The 17,854-nt window shown below is 44.5% G+C and carries 14 protein-coding genes; 8 read left to right on the forward strand and 6 right to left on the reverse strand.

All coding sequences use genetic code 11. From position 1 onward, the window contains the following. Positions 1-330 precede the first annotated feature (330 nt). From CWC03_RS17565 to CWC03_RS17575, 3 genes are all read right to left on the reverse strand, one after another. Entirely contained in the window at positions 331-2,211 is a 1,881-nt protein-coding gene (locus tag CWC03_RS17565) for a methyl-accepting chemotaxis protein (RefSeq protein WP_138582990.1), read from the reverse strand. A 105-nt stretch (positions 2,212-2,316) separates the two neighbouring features. Next, on the reverse strand, positions 2,317-3,369 hold the full coding sequence (locus CWC03_RS17570; protein WP_138582991.1) for an MJ1255/VC2487 family glycosyltransferase: 1,053 nt from the start codon (positions 3,367-3,369) through the stop codon (positions 2,317-2,319). After that, on the reverse strand, positions 3,366-3,890 hold the full coding sequence (locus CWC03_RS17575) for a phosphatase PAP2 family protein (RefSeq protein WP_138582992.1): 525 nt from the start codon (positions 3,888-3,890) through the stop codon (positions 3,366-3,368). Before CWC03_RS17575 ends, CWC03_RS17570 begins: the two co-directional genes overlap by 4 nt. Positions 3,891-4,048: 158 nt before the next feature. On the opposite strand from CWC03_RS17575, the gene rraA reads away from it, so the two are divergent. Together rraA and CWC03_RS17585 are read left to right on the forward strand one after the other, a co-directional pair. Then, a complete protein-coding gene (rraA, locus tag CWC03_RS17580) occupies positions 4,049-4,552 on the forward strand; it encodes a ribonuclease E activity regulator RraA (RefSeq protein ID WP_010607046.1) in 504 nt (167 codons plus the stop codon). Positions 4,553-4,570: 18 nt separating this feature from the next. Then, a complete protein-coding gene (locus CWC03_RS17585) occupies positions 4,571-5,626 on the forward strand; it encodes a formimidoylglutamase (protein ID WP_138582993.1) in 1,056 nt (351 codons plus the stop codon). Between the two features lie 44 nt (positions 5,627-5,670). Here the strand turns inward: CWC03_RS17585 and CWC03_RS17590 are convergent, their stop codons facing one another. Further along, complete coding sequence (locus CWC03_RS17590) at positions 5,671-7,455, reverse strand: EAL domain-containing protein (protein ID WP_138582994.1); 1,785 nt, start codon at positions 7,453-7,455, stop codon at positions 5,671-5,673. Between the two features lie 24 nt (positions 7,456-7,479). Further along, the gene (hutI, locus tag CWC03_RS17595) at positions 7,480-8,703 is read right to left on the reverse strand and encodes an imidazolonepropionase (protein WP_138583002.1); all 1,224 of its coding nucleotides are present in this window, start codon (positions 8,701-8,703) and stop codon (positions 7,480-7,482) included. Between the two features lie 107 nt (positions 8,704-8,810). Between hutI and hutC the strand changes: the two genes are divergently transcribed. The 3 genes from hutC to hutH all read left to right on the forward strand — a co-directional run bounded on the left by hutC (position 8,811) and on the right by hutH (position 12,944). Next, positions 8,811-9,572, forward strand: a complete 762-nt coding sequence (gene hutC / locus CWC03_RS17600; protein WP_138582995.1) for a histidine utilization transcriptional repressor HutC — start codon at positions 8,811-8,813, stop codon at positions 9,570-9,572. Positions 9,573-9,729: 157 nt separating this feature from the next. Next, complete coding sequence (gene hutU / locus CWC03_RS17605) at positions 9,730-11,409, forward strand: urocanate hydratase (protein ID WP_138582996.1); 1,680 nt, start codon at positions 9,730-9,732, stop codon at positions 11,407-11,409. A 2-nt stretch (positions 11,410-11,411) separates the two neighbouring features. After that, on the forward strand, positions 11,412-12,944 hold the full coding sequence (hutH, locus tag CWC03_RS17610; RefSeq protein ID WP_138582997.1) for a histidine ammonia-lyase: 1,533 nt from the start codon (positions 11,412-11,414) through the stop codon (positions 12,942-12,944). Here hutH and CWC03_RS17615 read toward each other — a convergent pair. Continuing rightward, a complete protein-coding gene (locus tag CWC03_RS17615) occupies positions 12,936-13,733 on the reverse strand; it encodes a Rossmann-fold NAD(P)-binding domain-containing protein (RefSeq protein ID WP_138582998.1) in 798 nt (265 codons plus the stop codon). The genes hutH and CWC03_RS17615 overlap by 9 nt on opposite strands. A 127-nt stretch (positions 13,734-13,860) precedes the next feature. Between CWC03_RS17615 and CWC03_RS17620 the strand changes: the two genes are divergently transcribed. The 3 genes from CWC03_RS17620 (at position 13,861) to CWC03_RS17630 (ending at position 17,804) form a co-directional block, all read left to right on the forward strand. Next, positions 13,861-15,891: a methyl-accepting chemotaxis protein gene (locus CWC03_RS17620; RefSeq protein WP_138582999.1), complete on the forward strand. Its 2,031-nt coding sequence runs from the start codon at positions 13,861-13,863 to the stop codon at positions 15,889-15,891. A gap of 109 nt (positions 15,892-16,000) precedes the next feature. Further along, the gene (gene hemN, locus CWC03_RS17625; RefSeq protein WP_138583000.1) at positions 16,001-17,371 is read left to right on the forward strand and encodes an oxygen-independent coproporphyrinogen III oxidase; all 1,371 of its coding nucleotides are present in this window, start codon (positions 16,001-16,003) and stop codon (positions 17,369-17,371) included. Positions 17,372-17,597: 226 nt separating this feature from the next. Then, positions 17,598-17,804: a hypothetical protein gene (locus tag CWC03_RS17630; RefSeq protein WP_138583001.1), complete on the forward strand. Its 207-nt coding sequence runs from the start codon at positions 17,598-17,600 to the stop codon at positions 17,802-17,804. Positions 17,805-17,854: the final 50 nt, after the last annotated feature.

Below are 17,854 nucleotides of genomic sequence, written 5' to 3' on the forward strand. Positions count from 1 at the left end.
AGCTACGAAGTAGGATGTTCTACTTTCACATGAACGAAATGATACCAGTTGTATTAAGTAAATGATCCATCTTGAAGCGGGGAAATAGCTTTAGTAGCAAGGCTAAAAATTTTGCTATTTAGTTGTTCTATATGAGAAATTTTTAACGAAGCTAATATGCTATTTCACCCTTCAATTTGATTAGAGAATTAATTCAATTGGTATTACAATCAACCAGAACTTTAAAAATAATAAGCTAGCTCATTTCTCATCCAAACCTCAGGTTAAATAAAAAGCCCCACTATAAATTAAGTGGGGCTTTGACATAAGAACCTCAGGTTGAATTGGTGTTTATACCTGATACTTAGCAACAGCTTCGTGTAATACCCGCGCTTGCTCTGCGACTTCTTCACTACTTTGCGCATTAGAGCGAGCATGCTCTGACGCACCTTGCGCAATGTCTCTGATTTTAACCACGTTTTTATTCACTTCTGAAGCAACTTGGTTTTGTTCATCAATTGCCGTCGCAATATGCGTGCTCATTTCCATAATCGTTTGTACATCTTGCGTGATCATGCTGAGCAACTCCCCTGCTTTTTCAGCTTGTGACACACTTTCATTGCCTTGTTCACGACATTGCTCCATGATATTCACCACTTCTCGTGTACGCTGCTGCAGTGTAGAAATGATGCTTTCGATTTCTTGTGTGGAGTCTTGAGTACGCTGCGCAAGTGACCTAACTTCATCCGCTACAACAGCAAAACCTCGACCTTGCTCCCCCGCACGTGCAGCTTCAATAGCAGCATTTAGTGCAAGTAAGTTTGTTTGCTCTGCAATACCACGGATCACATCCAAGACCGAGCCAATAGTTTCACCGTCACGCTCTAACTGAGCAACAACACTTGAAGCACCACCTAACGATTCCGATAACTGCATGATGTGCTCAATTGTTGCTGTGACCTCACGACGACCTTGTTGCGCATTTTCATTGGTTGTCTCAGCCTTATGCGCCGCTTCACCGGTATTATGAGAAATGTCTTGGATCGTCGCTTGCATCTCGGTCGCAGCGGTTGCGACCATATCCGCCTCGTGCAACTGCTCAGCCATACCAGTACTCGTTTGGGCTGTTGTCTCCGTTAAATGATCCGTGGCTTCATTAATAGTTGCCAACGCCCCATTCACATCAGCAATGAGATCTCTAAAGTCAGAAATTAAGCTATTAAAATCACGGGTCATAATCGTGATTTCGTCATTACCGATTTGTTCAATTTGTAGACTTAAATTATTTTCACGACGGATGCGCTCAATGGTTTGATAAACGCGCTCTACGGGCTGAATAATTGAGCGACTAGTCGATAGCACAAGTGTCATCACGATAATACTTGCAACAACAAATACACCGATGGCAAGCATCTGAGTTTTGTCAACGTTTTCTTTGATCTCTGCTTTTGCCTGCTCCACGACTTCAGAGACCACCGCATCACTTTTCTCAACACTCACTTTCATCTTGCCAAGCGCACCGCTCGTTAAATCTAAGCCAAGTGCTTCTTGTGCTCGTACTAAACTCGCAAATTTGGATTGATAGGTGTTCAATAAGCTAAGCAACTTAGATTGATATTGAGCGTTAAACCCAGCACTACGTATTTCCTGAGAAAACTGTGCAACTAGCTCGTCAAACCGTTTCAAGTATTTGATATCAAAACGTAGCATAAAGTCTTTTTCAGCTCGGCGAAGCTGCAGCATAGTTGAAAGGAGTTGATAGTTCTGCTGCTCTTTTAACAGAGTTTCTACCTCATGTACCGCACCACGAAGCTCACCGTACAGGGCATCTTTTGGATGCAAGCCGATCGTTTTTTGTAACTGCACCACTTTTTGAAAGTCATCGTAATAACTTTTTGCTAAACGTTCGAATTCATTGATCCGACCTAAATCAATATCAAAATCAGAAAAAGTACCTTGCAACAAAGCGAGCTTAGTTTGTAGCTCACGATACTCGTTTTCAAACTCATCGAGTGAATCTACCTGCTTGTAAAAAAGGAAATTTTTCTCGTGTTTGCGCATTGCTAATTCATGAATGTCGAGCTCTTCTGCATATTGAATGGTTTCATTCAATTTCAGCATAGTACGAGCTTCGTACATGATCATAATTAACATAACCACCAAGGCAATCCCTACCACTAATGCATTCACTTGCAAACGACGTCTGATAGTCAGATTTTCTAATACCGCCATCGGCTTACCTACAATGTTAATAGACTGGCTAAAGTATAGCTGAAGCCTTCCGCCCTTGCCTCATAATAGGTAATTATTCTGGGTTCATATTACAAAATAATATATTTACGCCGCTTTCACATACAAATTATTAACACCACACCAAAGTTGACTGTGTAATAAATCAACATTGTGCCATTGACGTCCCAATAACCAGTTCACTAGCAAGCTGGGATCGGATGGAAAATAAAACGATGCTTTCGCGTCTGTTCGTAGCCATTCTTCCAGCGCACCAGCATTGAGGTAATTCATCACTTGGGCATGACCGAGCTCGGCAAGCGTCTGTGCATTATTCTGCTGTTCAAATTGACCATCTAATGGCTTAAGAAGCAGTTTTTTACCGAGTTTTAACGCTTCACTAGAAAGCTCAAACCCAGCATTTGCAATTACGCCACTGGTATTTCTCAGGTCTTGAATAAACCCAGATCGACTTGGCTTTCTCAGGTGAATATGTTGCAACGAAGCGTTGTCGGCATCTGGGTGATAGCAGTAAAATTCCTTATCAGGGAAATCCTTTAACAATTCAATAATGCTATCCAAAGCTTCAAACGGCAGATAAACCAGGACTTTATTAATTATAGATGCACACTGCTCTTGCTCTGCCTCATAAGGAATAAAAGGCGGAATAATATGCTTATCAAATGGTTGCCAATGCACACCCAGATGAATATCAGCTGGTGCAAAATACCGGATCAAAGCTCTATGCCAAGGCTGTACGGCAAATTGTGGAACTGCATCATATAAATATGACGCTTGATGACTCATCGCTATCACCGGAACCTTTGCCAGCTTTCCAGCCCATGCACTGACAGGTTCAAAGTCGTTAAAGATCAGATCATAACCTGATACATCTAACTTTTTTACATCGCGGATAAACTCACCAAACTTGAGCGATTGGAAAGTTTTTAAACGATTTAATTGGCCACGCTCGGTAACAAATGACAACCCTCGACAACTCCGATAATCACCAAAGTCATGCATATCAAAATAATTTTCCGAAGGGCGTCCTGAAAAAAAGTAGTCAACAGAAATTCCCATGTTGCGAAAGCAATTTGCCATTACCCGAGCTCGAGTAGTATGGCCATTTCCCGTTCCTTGAACACCATATAGTATTTTCATACGCTTCCTAATATCACTATCGCTAAACTTGCACAAGCAACACCCATTGCCGCACCAAGCACCACATCAAGTGGATAATGTACCCCTACAATTACGCGTGACAATGACACCCCTGAAGCCCAAATCATCAACGGAAACGCAACCAGTGGAATTTGCTCCATTAAACAAGTCGCATATAGCCAAGCACCAGCACTATGCCCCGAAGGCAGACTAAATTTATCACTCGGCGTCAACAAGGCTTTCACTGCGTAACAGTCACATGGCCGTAATCGTGCAAAACGATTTTTTAGATAGAAGTAAAGCGGCCTTTCAATTGCAAAGGCCAAAATCACGGTGAGTGCAAATTGCTGACCTAGCTGCTCCAAAAACAGAGCGCACGCAATTGCGACCAACACATAAAGTCCACCGTTGCCACTTTTGGATAGACCTAATGCTATCAATCTAAACCAGTTTCTTGGTTTAGGGCAAAACACTACAAAGTATAATGCAGCGTCCAGCTCGGCTAGTTTTGCTTTCATCATTCGAGTCACGCCTAATTGCTCACAATATCAGCATAGAAGAGCAAAATAACAAATGGGTGACACTTTTAAGACACAAATATGTAAGTTGAATCAAAGCATTGCTAAGCACAAGTATGAGAGTATACTGGTTATCGACAATCAATATTCGAGGATTCAATATGGAATACAGCACTTCTGATCTTTGCGACCACTTTGCTGATGTGGTTGATGTGCTAGAGCCTATGTTCATCAATTTTGGCGGCCAGACGTCATTTAGTGGTCGTATCACTACCGTCAAATGTTTTGAAAACAATGAGCAGATCCAAGATGTACTACAACAAGACGGTACCGGTCGTGTGCTGCTCGTTGATGGTGGTGGTTCAACTCGTCGTGCACTGGTTGATATTGATTTAGCTGAGCTGGCGGTCGAGAACAACTGGCAAGGCATCATCGTTTACGGCGCGGTACGCCATGTTGATGAACTAGAAGAAAGCGATATTGGCATTCAAGCAATCGCTTCTATCCCAGTGGCAGCAGATAGCAGTGGCAGCGGTGAAGTTGGCATTCCCGTTAATTTCGCAGGTGTCTCTTTTTACGAAGATGATTTTGTTTACGCCGACTCCACGGGCATTATCATCTCTGCGGAAGAGTTAATTTTAGAAGATGATAACGAAGACAATTAAACACTAGAAGTAACAGTCATGAGTACAGCAGTCCGTATATATGATGAAAGCGATATTGCCACTTTTGTTAGCGCCAGAGCCGGTGAAACCAGAATTTGGCAAAGCATAAGCTTTTTACAATGTGATCATGACTACGCAGCTTCGCTTAGAGACGCGGCCCAGTTTGGGATCCGCTATGTCTTGTTGGGGATCCCCGAGGATATAGGTCCGCGCGCCAATTGCGGGCAAGGTGGTGCCGAGCTTGGTTGGCAAGCCTTCTTAAAACGTTTTTTAAACCAGCCCGATAACCAGTTTTTGTCGGGAGATAAGATTTTACTGCTAGGCGAAGTGGATACCCTAGCTATTCAAACGCGCGCACTATCGCTCGATAACACCAATAGCGATCAACTAGCGCAGTTACGCGCCCTCTGTGCCGACCTCGACAACCAAGTGATTGCTACCCTAGCACCTATCTTTGCTGCAGGCTTGGAGCCGATCATCATCGGTGGTGGTCACAATAATGCTTTTGGTATTTTGCAGGCACATTTTGAGGCCAGCAAACGTGCCGCTGGTGCCATCAACTTTGACCCTCATGCTGACTTTAGAGCTTGTGAAGGCAGACATAGTGGTAATGGCTTCAGTTACGCGCATCAAGCTGGTAGCTTGTCGCATTACCATGTCATCGGCTTGCATGAGCACAAAAATAACCAAACGATCCTTACTCAATTGCAAAGCGCTGGATTCGGGTTTTCAAGTTATCAAACGATAAAAACCAGACAAACTCAGAGTTTATCAGCCTCACTCGACAAAGCGTTGGCAACCATGCCAAGCGACATCCCATTAGGTGTAGAGTTAGACGTTGATGCCATCGTCGGTATGCCTGCAAGTGCCCTGACCTATCAAGGCTTCACAACTAGCGATGCCGAATATTTTGTTTATCGTATGGCTCAGGCTCGAAATGCTAAATATTTGCACTTATGTGAAGCAGCTCCGGCTAGACACCCACTTGGTGAGCAGGTGGGCATCGAACATTGCGGCCAAATACTAACGAACCTTGCAAACGCTTATTTAAGTACTCGTCAACAGAGGCGCTGAACACTGTCACAGCCAAAACCTATGTAAAGGTAAGCCGCTCCTAGTTATTGAGGCAGCCTTTGTTTCAGCCAACTGATCAAAATATTACTGTTCTGTGGCCGAGAAAAGTAAAACCCTTGCGCTGCCACCGTACCAATGCTTTTTACAAATTCGAGTTGCCCGAGAGATTCAATACCCTCGCCAATCACGCGACAGTGCTTTTCTTGATGCATTTCTACAATACCTTTTACCAAAGATTTGGTATGCCCCATATGCTCAGGTTCTTGTGTCATATTACGCGACAGTTTCACGTACTCAAAACGCAGTGCGGGTAATTTAGCTAGCACCAGCGGCGCATCACCAAAGCTATCGACACACATTTTTACACCCAAGTTCTTCAAACGACTGATCATCGCAATTTCTTGCTCATCTAGTTCGGCAAGCATACTAGCTGGGCATTCGATAATGATAGCACCTGGGCTTAACTGATGGTTGAGCATGGTGTAGTCAATAAACTCGATAAAGCTTTCGCTCAAGAGCTCAGCCCCAAAAACATTAATACTGATGGGAACGCTGATCCCTTCCATTTTCAGTGCCAATGCGATTTCGCAAGCACGCTCTAGTACATATTCAGCAACGGGAATGGCAAGTCCAACTAAACGAATATCATCAATAAACTCATTGGCACTTAAAATCCCTTGCTTTGGATGCTGCCAACGCAACAGTAATTCCACAAACTCAATGCTGTTATCTTCATGACGAACGACAGGATGAAAATAGAGCTCAAATTCAGATCTAAAGTTGATTTTAGCTAACTCCGACAACCTCACCTGTTGCTCCAGTCGATGAATTTGCATACGTTGTTGATACGGTACGACTTGTTGATGACTATGCTGATGCGCTTCTGATTGTGTATCTAGCGCTAAAAACACGCAAGAAATCAGGTTCTCAAGTTGACCCATTTCTTCATCGCAATTCACGTAACTCGCACGCATCATGATCTCTAACGTACAGCTACCAACATTGAATGGCTTTAAAGTGCTGTTTGATATTTCCTCTATCAGCTGCTCATGAAAGTGCTTACCATGCTTTAACGAACATACAAACGCAAAGTTAAGACCACCTAGATGCGCCATTTTCGCAGTTTCATTGCCATGAGTGATGGCCATAACATCACCTGATTGCAAACATTGCGCAATACGATTAGCCGACTGAGCTAACAGCAAGTCACCAAACTCACGCCCTAAATGAAAATTCACCTGCTCGAAGCCCATGAGACGAACAAGTACGAGCATACAAGGACTCCCTTCCGTTTGGCGATATTCATTAAAAGCACGTTTAAAGCTTTGCCGTCCAGGTAACCCCAAACTTTCATGCTCGGTGTGGGAATCATCGTGTTCTTTTAACTCAAATTCATTTGCGCTGCTATACGCTTGATAGGCAAGAAAAAGAACATACATAAATACGATAACAATTGCACCATGTTGTGCAGGAAGCGCCCACAGATATTCAGATACAGTCCACATTACCAAAGTGATTATTGACGCCGCACTTATTAACAACAAACCACTTTTATGCTCCTGCAGGCCATGGAACAAGTACAGAAGTAGCGTCAAAGTAAGTAAATGTAATGTAGTGATATTGCCCGTAAAGGCGAGCAGTATTGCAAGTGTTGCACTGCTAAGGTGAGCCAGCTTGAGCATACCAGAGGGGCGCTGCAGCATTAATGCTAACGCCCCCATTACAATGGCTCCGGCCATGCCAGCCATCATTGGCGTAATTAGTATCGCTATTCCTTCAGACAGCAAAAATTCCGTGGCTCCGCCACTAGCTGTTGAAATTGAAAGCATAATTTGTTGCTTATAAAAGGATCATTACTGATTAAGTTTACCTAAGATCCACAAATTTGACAGGTCCGCTACTCCAAATTGATAACTTAACTGTGCAGGATGGGTAATGTCCCATAACGCTAAGTCTGCGCGCGTTCCAACTTTCAATACTCCACGGTCGCTCAACCCCAAGGCCTTCGCAGCATTAACCGTAACACCGCTAAGCGCTTCTTCCGGTGTCATTCTAAATAATGTGCATGCCATATTCAGCATTAATCGCAGTGAGCACAAAGGCGCAGTACCTGGATTGAAGTCGCTCGCGAGTGCCATTGCTACTTTATGCTTTCTGAGCAAGTCAATTGGTGGTAATTGCGTTTCTCGTAGGAAATAAAAGGCACCGGGTAAAAGTACCGCAGTAACATCCCCTTTCGCCACCGCTTCCACACCAGCTTCATCAAGATATTCAATATGATCCGCTGAAAGCCCTTTAAACTTTGCCACCAGCTCGCTGCCATGTTGATTAGATAGCTGCTCAGCATGACATTTAACCTGTAACCCCAACTGTTGTGCTCGAGTAAATACTTGCTCGGTTTGCTGATAGGTAAATCCCACGTTTTCACAAAATACATCAACAGCCGTTGCTAATTGGCGTGAAGCAACTTGTGGCAGCATCTCATCACACACTAAATCAATGTAGGCTTGGCTATTGTCTTTGTATTCTGGGGGTAATGCATGCGCGCCCAAGAACGTGCTCTGCACATCAATTGGGTGATGCTCATTAAGCAATTGATTAATTTCTAGCAGCTTTAACTCATTTTCAACGTCTAGGCCGTAACCCGATTTACTTTCAACCGTGGTAACCCCTTCTTTGAGTAAACTATTCAAGCGGTTCTTACCGTTAACATACAGCGTTTCTCTGTCTGCTAATCGTGTCGCCGTAACGGTACTTGCGATACCACCACCTTGCGCAGCAATCTCTTGATATGACGCTCCCAGTAATCGTTGCTCAAATTCGTTGGCCCGAGAACCGGCAAATAAAATATGCGTGTGACAGTCGATTAACCCTGGGGTCAACCATTGACCATTGGCTTTATGAATAGGGGTTGCAATGGCGTCAACCTCAGGTAGTTCACGACGAGGGCCTAACCAATTAATTTTGCCATCTTTAATGGCGATCGCTGCGTTTTCTATCGCACCATAAGGGGTATCCAAACTGGGATCCATAGTTGCAATATTGACATCGATAATAAGCAAATCGGCTTCTAACATCATACTTGTCCTAATCTAAATCAAATCCAAATACCAACACATTAAAATAAACTCACTATGAGATTTATCCATTGAGTCTATCAGGGATACTTGTATATACAAGAGAAGTGTGCCATCTTTATTTACATAAATATGAACTCGAGACAACAATTGTGCCTGAGCTCCCTAAATTTGCGCTGATAAAACAATATATTATCGATAATATTCGCGCCGCCCGCTGGCTTGAAAACGAACGCGTGCCGTCGGAAAATGAGTTAGCTGACCAATTTAATGTTAGCCGAATGACCGCAAGACGAGCATTAAGCGAGTTAACTGAGGCCGGAATTTTAACTCGTAGCCAAGGTCTAGGTACTTTTGTTGCCAGTTTTAAATCTCAGTCTTCGTTACTTGAGATCCGCAATATTGCCGACGAGGTCAACGCACGCAATGGCAAGTACTCTTGCACCGTACTAACGCTTGAGCTTATTGCGGCAGTAGCGCCTATCGCCATTGCACTGGGTGTAGAGGCGGACGCACCGGTCTATAGAAGCGTAATTGTACATAATGAAAATGAACAGCCACTACAAGTCGAAGAACGCTTTGTCAATCCGCAGTTGGCACCGGAGTATTTAGACCAAAACTTTGAACTGACTACCCCTCATGAATATTTATCTCAAGTTGCGCCACTCACAGAGGCTAGACACACCGTTGAAGCGGTTATGCCATCACCAGAGGTTTGCCAGTGGCTTGGGCTTTATAATGAAGAGCCATGCTTACAAATGATCCGCCGAACTTGGTCTGCAAAAGGGATTGTTAGCTTCGCAAGATTAATTTCGCCAGGCAGTAAATATCGCTTAGGTGGTCATCTCACCTTTAAGCAAAGGTCGTAACACATAAAGTGTCGCCAAACATCGCGACAGGTAAATCAAAACGACATGGCGGCCTAGATTGCCATGCAATACAAATAGACTAACAACCTAGCGAAACTAAGCAATCGCAACAACTAGACGTTTCACTTAGGTTGTATATACAACAGGAGAGAGCAGAATGAGTGATAACCCAAGATTAGACCCTAACCGCGAGATCCGCGCGCCACGAGGTACAGACATTACCGCAAAGAACTGGCTTACTGAAGCCGCAAAGCGCATGTTGATGAATAACCTTGACCCTGAAGTTGCTGAGCACCCAAATGCACTCGTGGTTTATGGTGGTATTGGCCGCGCCGCTCGCGACTGGGCATGCTTCGATAAAATCGTTGAAACGTTAGACCGCTTAGAAGAAGACGAAACCTTACTGGTGCAATCAGGTAAACCTGTTGGTGTATTCAAAACTCATAGCAACGCTCCTCGCGTATTAATTGCTAACTCAAATTTAGTACCACATTGGGCTAACTGGGATCACTTTAACGAACTCGATAAAAAAGGCCTGATGATGTACGGCCAGATGACCGCTGGTTCTTGGATCTATATTGGCTCACAAGGCATAGTACAAGGCACATACGAGACCTTTGTGGCAATGGCAAAGCAACACTTTAATGGTGAAGCAAAAGGCAAGTGGATCTTAACCGGTGGTCTTGGCGGGATGGGCGGCGCACAACCACTCGCGGCAACAATGGCAGGTTTTAGCGCCCTTGTTGTTGAGTGTGATGAGTCACGAATCGATTTTCGTCTTAACACACGTTATGTCGACCGAAAGGCAACCACACTTGATGATGCGCTAGCTATCATTGATGAAGCGAAAGCTGCTGGGCAACCTGTATCGGTTGGCCTGCTGGGCAATGCAGCGGATGTGTATGCTGAATTGGTTGAGCGTAATATCACGCCTGACGTAGTGACCGATCAAACTTCTGCGCACGATCCATTAAACGGCTACTTACCGCAAACGTGGACTATGGCTCAGGCAGCCGCGCTTCGCGAAAGCGATCCACAAGCGGTTGTAAAAGCCGCAAAACAATCTATGGCAGTGCAAGTACAAGCCATGCTAACGCTGCAATCACGCGGAGCCGCAACAACTGACTACGGGAATAACATTCGCCAAATGGCCTTAGAAGAAGGGGTTGATAACGCCTTTGATTTCCCGGGTTTTGTTCCTGCCTATATTCGTCCACTGTTTTGCCAAGGTATAGGTCCATTCCGTTGGGTTGCGCTATCTGGCGATCCTGAAGATATTTATAAAACAGACGCGAAAGTTAAAGAGCTTATCCCAGACGACCCACACCTTCACAATTGGTTAGACATGGCGCGCGAGCGCATTCAATTCCAAGGCCTGCCAGCTCGTATTTGCTGGGTTGGACTGAAGGACAGAGCACGTTTAGCACGAGCATTCAACGAAATGGTCAAAAGTGGAGAACTCAAAGCACCGATTGTGATTGGTCGTGATCACTTAGATTCTGGCTCTGTAGCCAGTCCGAACCGTGAAACGGAATCGATGATGGATGGTTCAGATGCAGTATCGGACTGGCCGTTACTTAATGCCTTGTTAAACACGGCTGGCGGTGCAACTTGGGTCTCACTGCATCACGGCGGTGGCGTTGGTATGGGCTTCAGCCAACATTCGGGAGTCGTTATTGTGGCAGATGGCACAGACGAAGCTGATGCTCGCTTATCTCGCGTACTATGGAATGACCCAGGTACCGGTGTAATGCGTCATGCCGATGCTGGTTATGACATAGCCAAAGACTGTGCGAAAGAACAAAAACTAGATTTACCTATGCTGGAAGGAAAGTAAGTATGTACTCACTGAATTTAATCCCAGGCCAACTGACTCTAAACACGTTACGACAAGTCAATCAACAGCCTGTTCATCTCAGCTTAGACGAGTCAGCGAAAGCCGCTATTGCTAACAGTGCAGACACCGTTCAGCAAGTGATCAAAGAAGGACGCACCGTTTACGGCATTAATACGGGTTTTGGCTTACTGGCCAACACCAAAATTGCTAAAGACGAATTAGAGTTGCTGCAACGCTCTATTGTACTGTCGCACGCAGCCGGTATTGGCGAGTTAATGGACGATAACACCGTTCGACTAATGATGGTGCTAAAAATCAACTCACTCTCTCGTGGTTTCTCTGGGATCCGCTTGGATGTAATTGAGTTCCTAGCGGCCTTGGTGAATGCAGAAATCTATCCTTGTGTGCCCAAGAAGGGCTCCGTTGGAGCATCTGGCGATCTCGCCCCACTATCGCACATGTGTTTACCAATCCTTGGCGAAGGCCAGGTTCGCTATCGTGGCGAGCTTATCGATGCCATCGATGGGCTAAAAATAGCAGGACTTGAACCACTTACTTTAGCTGCAAAAGAAGGCCTCGCACTACTTAACGGTACACAAGCATCTACAGCTTTTGCACTGCAAGGCCTATTCAGAGCTGAAGATCTTTATGCACAAAGCTGTGTCGTTGGTTCAATGAGCATTGAAGCGGCTATGGGCAGCCGTTCGCCATTTGATGCGCGTATTCACGAAGTCCGTGGTCAGCAAGGTCAAATCGACACCGCAATGGCGTTTAGAGATATCTTACAGGCTCGCTCAGAAATAAGTGATGCTCATGTTGATTGTGAAAAGGTACAAGATCCTTATTGCTTGCGTTGTCAACCACAGGTGCTTGGTGCCTGTTTAACTCAGATCCGCCAAGCTGCTGAGGTTATCCTCGTAGAATCCAACGGAGTAACAGATAACCCGCTGGTATTTGCTGATGCTGGGGATATTATTTCTGGCGGCAACTTCCATGCTGAGCCTATCGCGATGGCGGCTGATAACCTAGCGCTTGCCATTGCTGAAATTGGTGCATTGGCTGAACGTCGTATCGCGCTGCTTATTGATTCGAGCTTATCAAAACTGCCTCCCTTCTTGGTTAACAATGGCGGTGTAAACTCGGGCTTTATGATTGCGCAAGTCACCGCTGCAGCACTGGCCTCTGAAAACAAAACACTCGCACATCCAGGCAGTGTTGACAGCCTCCCAACCTCGGCAAACCAAGAAGACCATGTTTCTATGGCAACCTTTGCGGCAAGGCGCTTACAGGAAATGGCTGACAACACCCAAGGTGTACTCGCAGTTGAATATCTTGCTGCAGCGCAGGGGTTAGATTTTAGAGCGCCACTTAAGCCGTCTGATAAAGTGGCTACAGCTCAGCAAATATTACGAGCAGTCGTGAGCTTTTATGACAAAGATAGGTATTTTGCACCGGATATTGAAAGTGCTAATGCGTTACTGGGTCAAGCTGCACTGGCGCACTTGCTACCAGCACAACTCTTACCTTCAGCCTAACTCAGATTCATTAACAATCGGATGATGATAAGCAAAGCCGAGTTCGGTAATACGCTCGGCTTTGATAATGCGCGCTTCTTCTTTTGTCGAAGCGAAACTTGGCATCTCAGTCCCTAACTTTTCACAGTGATATTGATAAAACGCCTGTCTCGTGGGGTGCGCTGGATAGCAAACATTATAAACGTCTGCTGCATCCTGCCACTGCGCGATCACGGTATTGATTGCAGTAACAACATCATCGCGATGAACCATATTCACTCTACCATTCGCTGAGCTAGACAAAGCCTTTCCTGCTACAAATCGCCCAGGCTCCCTATCCGGACCTTGAAGACCTGCTAAGCGCACCACTTTACCACCTGCATTAAGCACCATCTCTTCAGCAGTTCTAAGTATATCAACACGCCTGTTGGCTTTATCCGCTAACTTACCCTGTTCATCATATTCACCATTTTCGGTGCTATAAACGCCAGTGGTCGAACACAATAAGAAGCCTGCTGCTGACATCTTCTTTGCCAGTAACAACGCCTGTTCTAACGTTTCTAAATAGTTACTATCGACATGTCTCGCTCTTGGTGGGATCGCACACACCCAATACGCGTTGTGTAAAGAAATTGAGTGCGCTAAGGTGCCATTTTCAGTCAAGACCAGCTGCCTTGACCAGCTATGCATCTCGCTAGCTTGGGTTCTGGTGCCTTCTATTTGCCACCCTTGCAACTCAGCTTCGCGACACAACGCTTCACCGAGCCAACCGGCGCCCAGTACGACCAGACTGCGATTTAATACTTTCATATGAATATCACCTTAATCAGGGGATTACCTTATATTATCAATGTAAAAGAAGTTAACGCAAACGGTGGCGTTCTCTTTTTATCTATGGTTTGATTACCGTTTGCATAAGCTAAAAATAAGAACTGTCATGCTTGAGAATTTATCCCTTAGAAAGAAAATATTGCTGTTAATTGGCGGCACCATTTCCGTATTATTAATTATCGCATCAAGCTTTTTCGTCAGCCATATTGCAACGCTCTCTCGAGATGGTATTGAGCGAGAAACGCAAAGCTATATTCAAGCCGAAAAATTAGCGATGGAAGCATTTTTTGGCCAATACGGCAAAGTAGTTGAAACCTTTGTTTCTACGCCTCACAACATTCATTGGTTTGAAAATTATAATACCCGTGGCGCCGATCTGACTAAAGATAAAGACTATCAAGAGGTCAATGAAGACTTGGTTAGGATCGCCAAAGGTGATGACAATATTCTCTCAGCCTTTATTGCCTCAGCAAACACCGGTGAATATTTTAAAGAAAATGATCGTACATCAGCATATTCAGATGGCAGGCCTTACTATGCTTATAAACGCCCATGGTGGCAAGATACGCTTGATGTAGGTAAATTATATGTCGGCCCAATTGCAACCGATATCAATACCGGTGCGGTGTCTGCTGTGATCCGTCAACCTATCTACAATAATAGCGGTAAACTCGTCGCTATGGGTGGCGTCGACTTACAGATCAATAAATTGAACGATATGGTTGAACGTATCAAATTTCAAGATAAAGGCTTTGGCTTTTTGCTCGATGGTGATTTAAATGTTGTGCATTTATCCAAGCGCACTGGTCATTCACTCTCTACCACAGATGAAGGCGAGAAAGGCAAGGAAGGTTTGGATGGTCTTGAATCCCAGTTTGCCAATACATCAGGCTTTGACGGTCTGAATGCCGCTATCAAGCGTAACCCCGTTGGCAATAGTACGGTCACGTTCAAAGGGGAAGCGTATTATGTTGTTTATGACAATGTCAAATTAGACAACCCCCTATTGGATTGGCACGTTGGCCTGCTTATTCCGGTGTCGCTGATCGAAGCGCCGGTGAATGACGCCGTAATGAGCACAATCACAGCCTTGATTATTATCTTAGCCATTATCGTGGCAATGATCTTACTCGCCACACAAATGATCACCAAACCGATTGTAGCGCTTACCGAAACCATGCGAGATATCGCATCAGGTGAAGGCGACCTGACTAGACGTATCGATATCACCAGTAAAGATGAAGTTGGTCAACTCGCACTTCATATGAATACCTTCATCGATAAACTTAGAGCAATGATGCTCGATACCGCAGCACAAGCTGAGCAATTAAGTAATGCTTCCGCCCAATTGCGTGAAGTATCAAACAATACTAACAGTGAGATTCAGCGCGAAAAGGAACAGGTAGATAGCGTAAGCGCGGCAGTGACTGAGATGGCAGCTACAGTGACTGAAATCTCACGTAATGCACAAGAGACCAACCAAGCTGCTGATGTCGTGCAACGTATTACCAATGAAGGTGCGGGACGTTCATCACAAGCTCAAGAAGTCATGACTGAACTTGCACTTCATATTGGTGAGGCCGCAAAAGTGGTTGCCGGACTTGAACAAGAAACCAGTAACATAGGTGCTGTTATCGATGTGATTAACGGTATTGCTGAACAAACGAACTTACTGGCACTCAATGCCGCCATAGAAGCCGCCAGAGCGGGCGAGCAAGGTCGAGGCTTTGCGGTGGTTGCTGATGAAGTCAGATCGCTTGCAAGCCGCACGCAAGAGTCTACCGATGACATCCGCAATATGATCTCTCGTTTACAGCAAATTGCACAACAAGCTTCAGTGATGATGCAGCAAGGTCAAGACCGCGCAGAGGGGACCGTAGAGGAAACGCAAGCCGTGCTTGATGCCTTAAAAGAAATCACAGAGTCGGTCACGACAGTACAAGACCAGAGCCATCAAATTGCGACATCAACAGAGCAGCAAACCGTTGTTGCAGAAGATATTAACAATAGCCTTAACCAAATTAATGAGCTCGTCAATAGCACGGCTAACCACGCCAATGTACTGGCAGATGAAGCCCGCGACTTGAACGACTTAGCCAAGGCGCTTAACTCAACAGTAAACCAATTTAAGCTTTAATCAAACACTAAAACACGTCGCAATCGCGGCGTGTTTTGATCTGAGGCAAGTCTAGCCCAGACGGTAAAAAGTACACTGACACTCTTAATAAAACTCGAGAGTGCGTATCGTGATTAATTTACCTATTTGGAATGATTCCCTTATCAACAAGTACAATATATCTGGTCCTAGATATACCTCATATCCAACGGCCTTATCGCTTGAGTCTGGTTATAGCCAAAAAGAGTTACAAGCGGCTATTACGGGCTCTAAATCTCGTTCACTCTCGCTGTATATTCATATCCCTTTTTGTCATCAACTATGTTACTACTGTGGCTGTAATAAAATCATTACTCGTCATCAATCCAAAGCTGACGTTTACCTAGATTACTTAGCACAAGAAATCGCAGCAAAAGCGCCGCTATTTTCTGAGTATCGTGTAGAACAACTTCATTTAGGCGGTGGTACACCAACTTTCTTAACTACAGAGCAAATGACACGTCTAATCGAAATGCTCAATAGTGCATTTAACTTCTCTCAAAGTGCACAGCGTGGTATTGAAATAGACCCAAGATCACTTGCACCAAATATGATGCGTCACCTACACGAGCTTGGATTTAATCGTGTGTCTTTTGGCGTACAAGATTTTAATGATGAAGTACAAGCTGCGGTAAACCGCCCACAGCATCTAGATGAAGTGCTGGCTACCTTAACTGAAGCGAGAACGCTCGGTTTTAAATCTATTAATATGGATATGATCTATGGGTTACCATTTCAAACAGTAGAGAGCTACAAGCAAACGATTGAGCAACTTATTGCGCTTTCTCCCGATAGAGTCTCTGTATTTAACTATGCCCATCTTCCGGATAGATTTGCAGCACAGCGAAAGCTAAAAGAAGCCGACATGCCAAGTGCGGGAGAAAAACTTGAGATCTTTAAGCAAACACTGGAACAGATGACCACTGCTGGATATCAATTCATCGGTATGGATCACTTCGCCAAAAAAGACGATGAGCTGGCTGTGGCGCAAAATGAAGGGCATCTACACCGTAATTTTCAAGGCTATACCACTCATGGCGAGTGCGACCTGTTAGGTCTTGGTGTGTCATCCATTTCTCAAATTGGTCATATGATCTTGCAAAATGAGAAAGAGTTAAAACCTTATTATCATGCTTTAAGTGATAAAAGATGTGCGATCACTAAAGGGATAACCTTAAGTGGTGATGATGAAATACGCGCGGCTGTGATCAAACAGCTTATTTGTCATTTTGAGTTAGATAAAAAGGTGTTCGAGCAACGTTATGATATAAATTTTGACGAATATTTCGTTCAAGCAATTAACGCTCTAGAGCCGCTAGCAGCAGATGGACTGGTAGAGCTGAATGAACACACCATAAAAGTCACAAGTAACGGCAATTTGTTTATTCGCATCATCTGCATGTGCTTTGATGCTTACTTACAAAACCAAGTCAAAAACACCCGCTTCTCTCGCGTTATTTAACCACCTTGCCCTCTCAGAGTTACAACAAACTTAGCCATTCGATATATCGAATGGCTAAGTTTTTGGATAACGGAGCTGTCGAATAGTACTTCACTGATCCTCTCACCATGCTGCACAGTGCTGATGTGGTGATAGGAGCACATTAATATACTAATTCACCCTTCAAATTGGTTGGAGAATTAATACAATTACTTAGGTTTAGAAAACCTCGCGATGTTACGAAGTAATGCTTTTATTCTTTTCTGCCAAGCACAATAGCTTGGCGGGTAAACCACCTCCGACCACGCTGCCTAGTGCTGATGCTGCGGTAGGAGCGAGCTTGCCTCGCGATGTGTTGATTGCTTGTGGTATTCACTCTCAAATTCCACATAGCAAAAAACCGCTGCATTGCTGCAACGGCTTTGACGTACATGGATGTACTAATGTCGATTAGATCCATGGATGAATGCTGTTAATCGACCTTTATACCAAATTGATTAAATT

Source organism: Pseudoalteromonas sp. S2755, assembly GCF_005886535.1.
Lineage (GTDB): Bacteria > Pseudomonadota > Gammaproteobacteria > Enterobacterales > Alteromonadaceae > Pseudoalteromonas.

What these genes read in the sequence shown, in the direction of transcription:
- CWC03_RS17565 (WP_138582990.1), bottom strand. Translation starts at nt 2,211, where the DNA reads ATGGCGGTATTAGAAAATCTGACTATCAGACGTCGTTTGCAAGTGAAT.
- CWC03_RS17570 (WP_138582991.1), bottom strand. Translation starts at nt 3,369, where the DNA reads ATGAAAATACTATATGGTGTTCAAGGAACGGGAAATGGCCATACTACT.
- CWC03_RS17575 (WP_138582992.1), bottom strand. Translation starts at nt 3,890, where the DNA reads ATGATGAAAGCAAAACTAGCCGAGCTGGACGCTGCATTATACTTTGTA.
- rraA (WP_010607046.1), top strand. Translation starts at nt 4,049, where the DNA reads ATGGAATACAGCACTTCTGATCTTTGCGACCACTTTGCTGATGTGGTT.
- CWC03_RS17585 (WP_138582993.1), top strand. Translation starts at nt 4,571, where the DNA reads ATGAGTACAGCAGTCCGTATATATGATGAAAGCGATATTGCCACTTTT.
- CWC03_RS17590 (WP_138582994.1), bottom strand. Translation starts at nt 7,455, where the DNA reads ATGCTTTCAATTTCAACAGCTAGTGGCGGAGCCACGGAATTTTTGCTG.
- hutI (WP_138583002.1), bottom strand. Translation starts at nt 8,703, where the DNA reads ATGTTAGAAGCCGATTTGCTTATTATCGATGTCAATATTGCAACTATG.
- hutU (WP_138582996.1), top strand. Translation starts at nt 9,730, where the DNA reads ATGAGTGATAACCCAAGATTAGACCCTAACCGCGAGATCCGCGCGCCA.
- hutH (WP_138582997.1), top strand. Translation starts at nt 11,412, where the DNA reads ATGTACTCACTGAATTTAATCCCAGGCCAACTGACTCTAAACACGTTA.
- CWC03_RS17615 (WP_138582998.1), bottom strand. Translation starts at nt 13,733, where the DNA reads ATGAAAGTATTAAATCGCAGTCTGGTCGTACTGGGCGCCGGTTGGCTC.
- CWC03_RS17620 (WP_138582999.1), top strand. Translation starts at nt 13,861, where the DNA reads ATGCTTGAGAATTTATCCCTTAGAAAGAAAATATTGCTGTTAATTGGC.
- CWC03_RS17630 (WP_138583001.1), top strand. Translation starts at nt 17,598, where the DNA reads ATGCTTTTATTCTTTTCTGCCAAGCACAATAGCTTGGCGGGTAAACCA.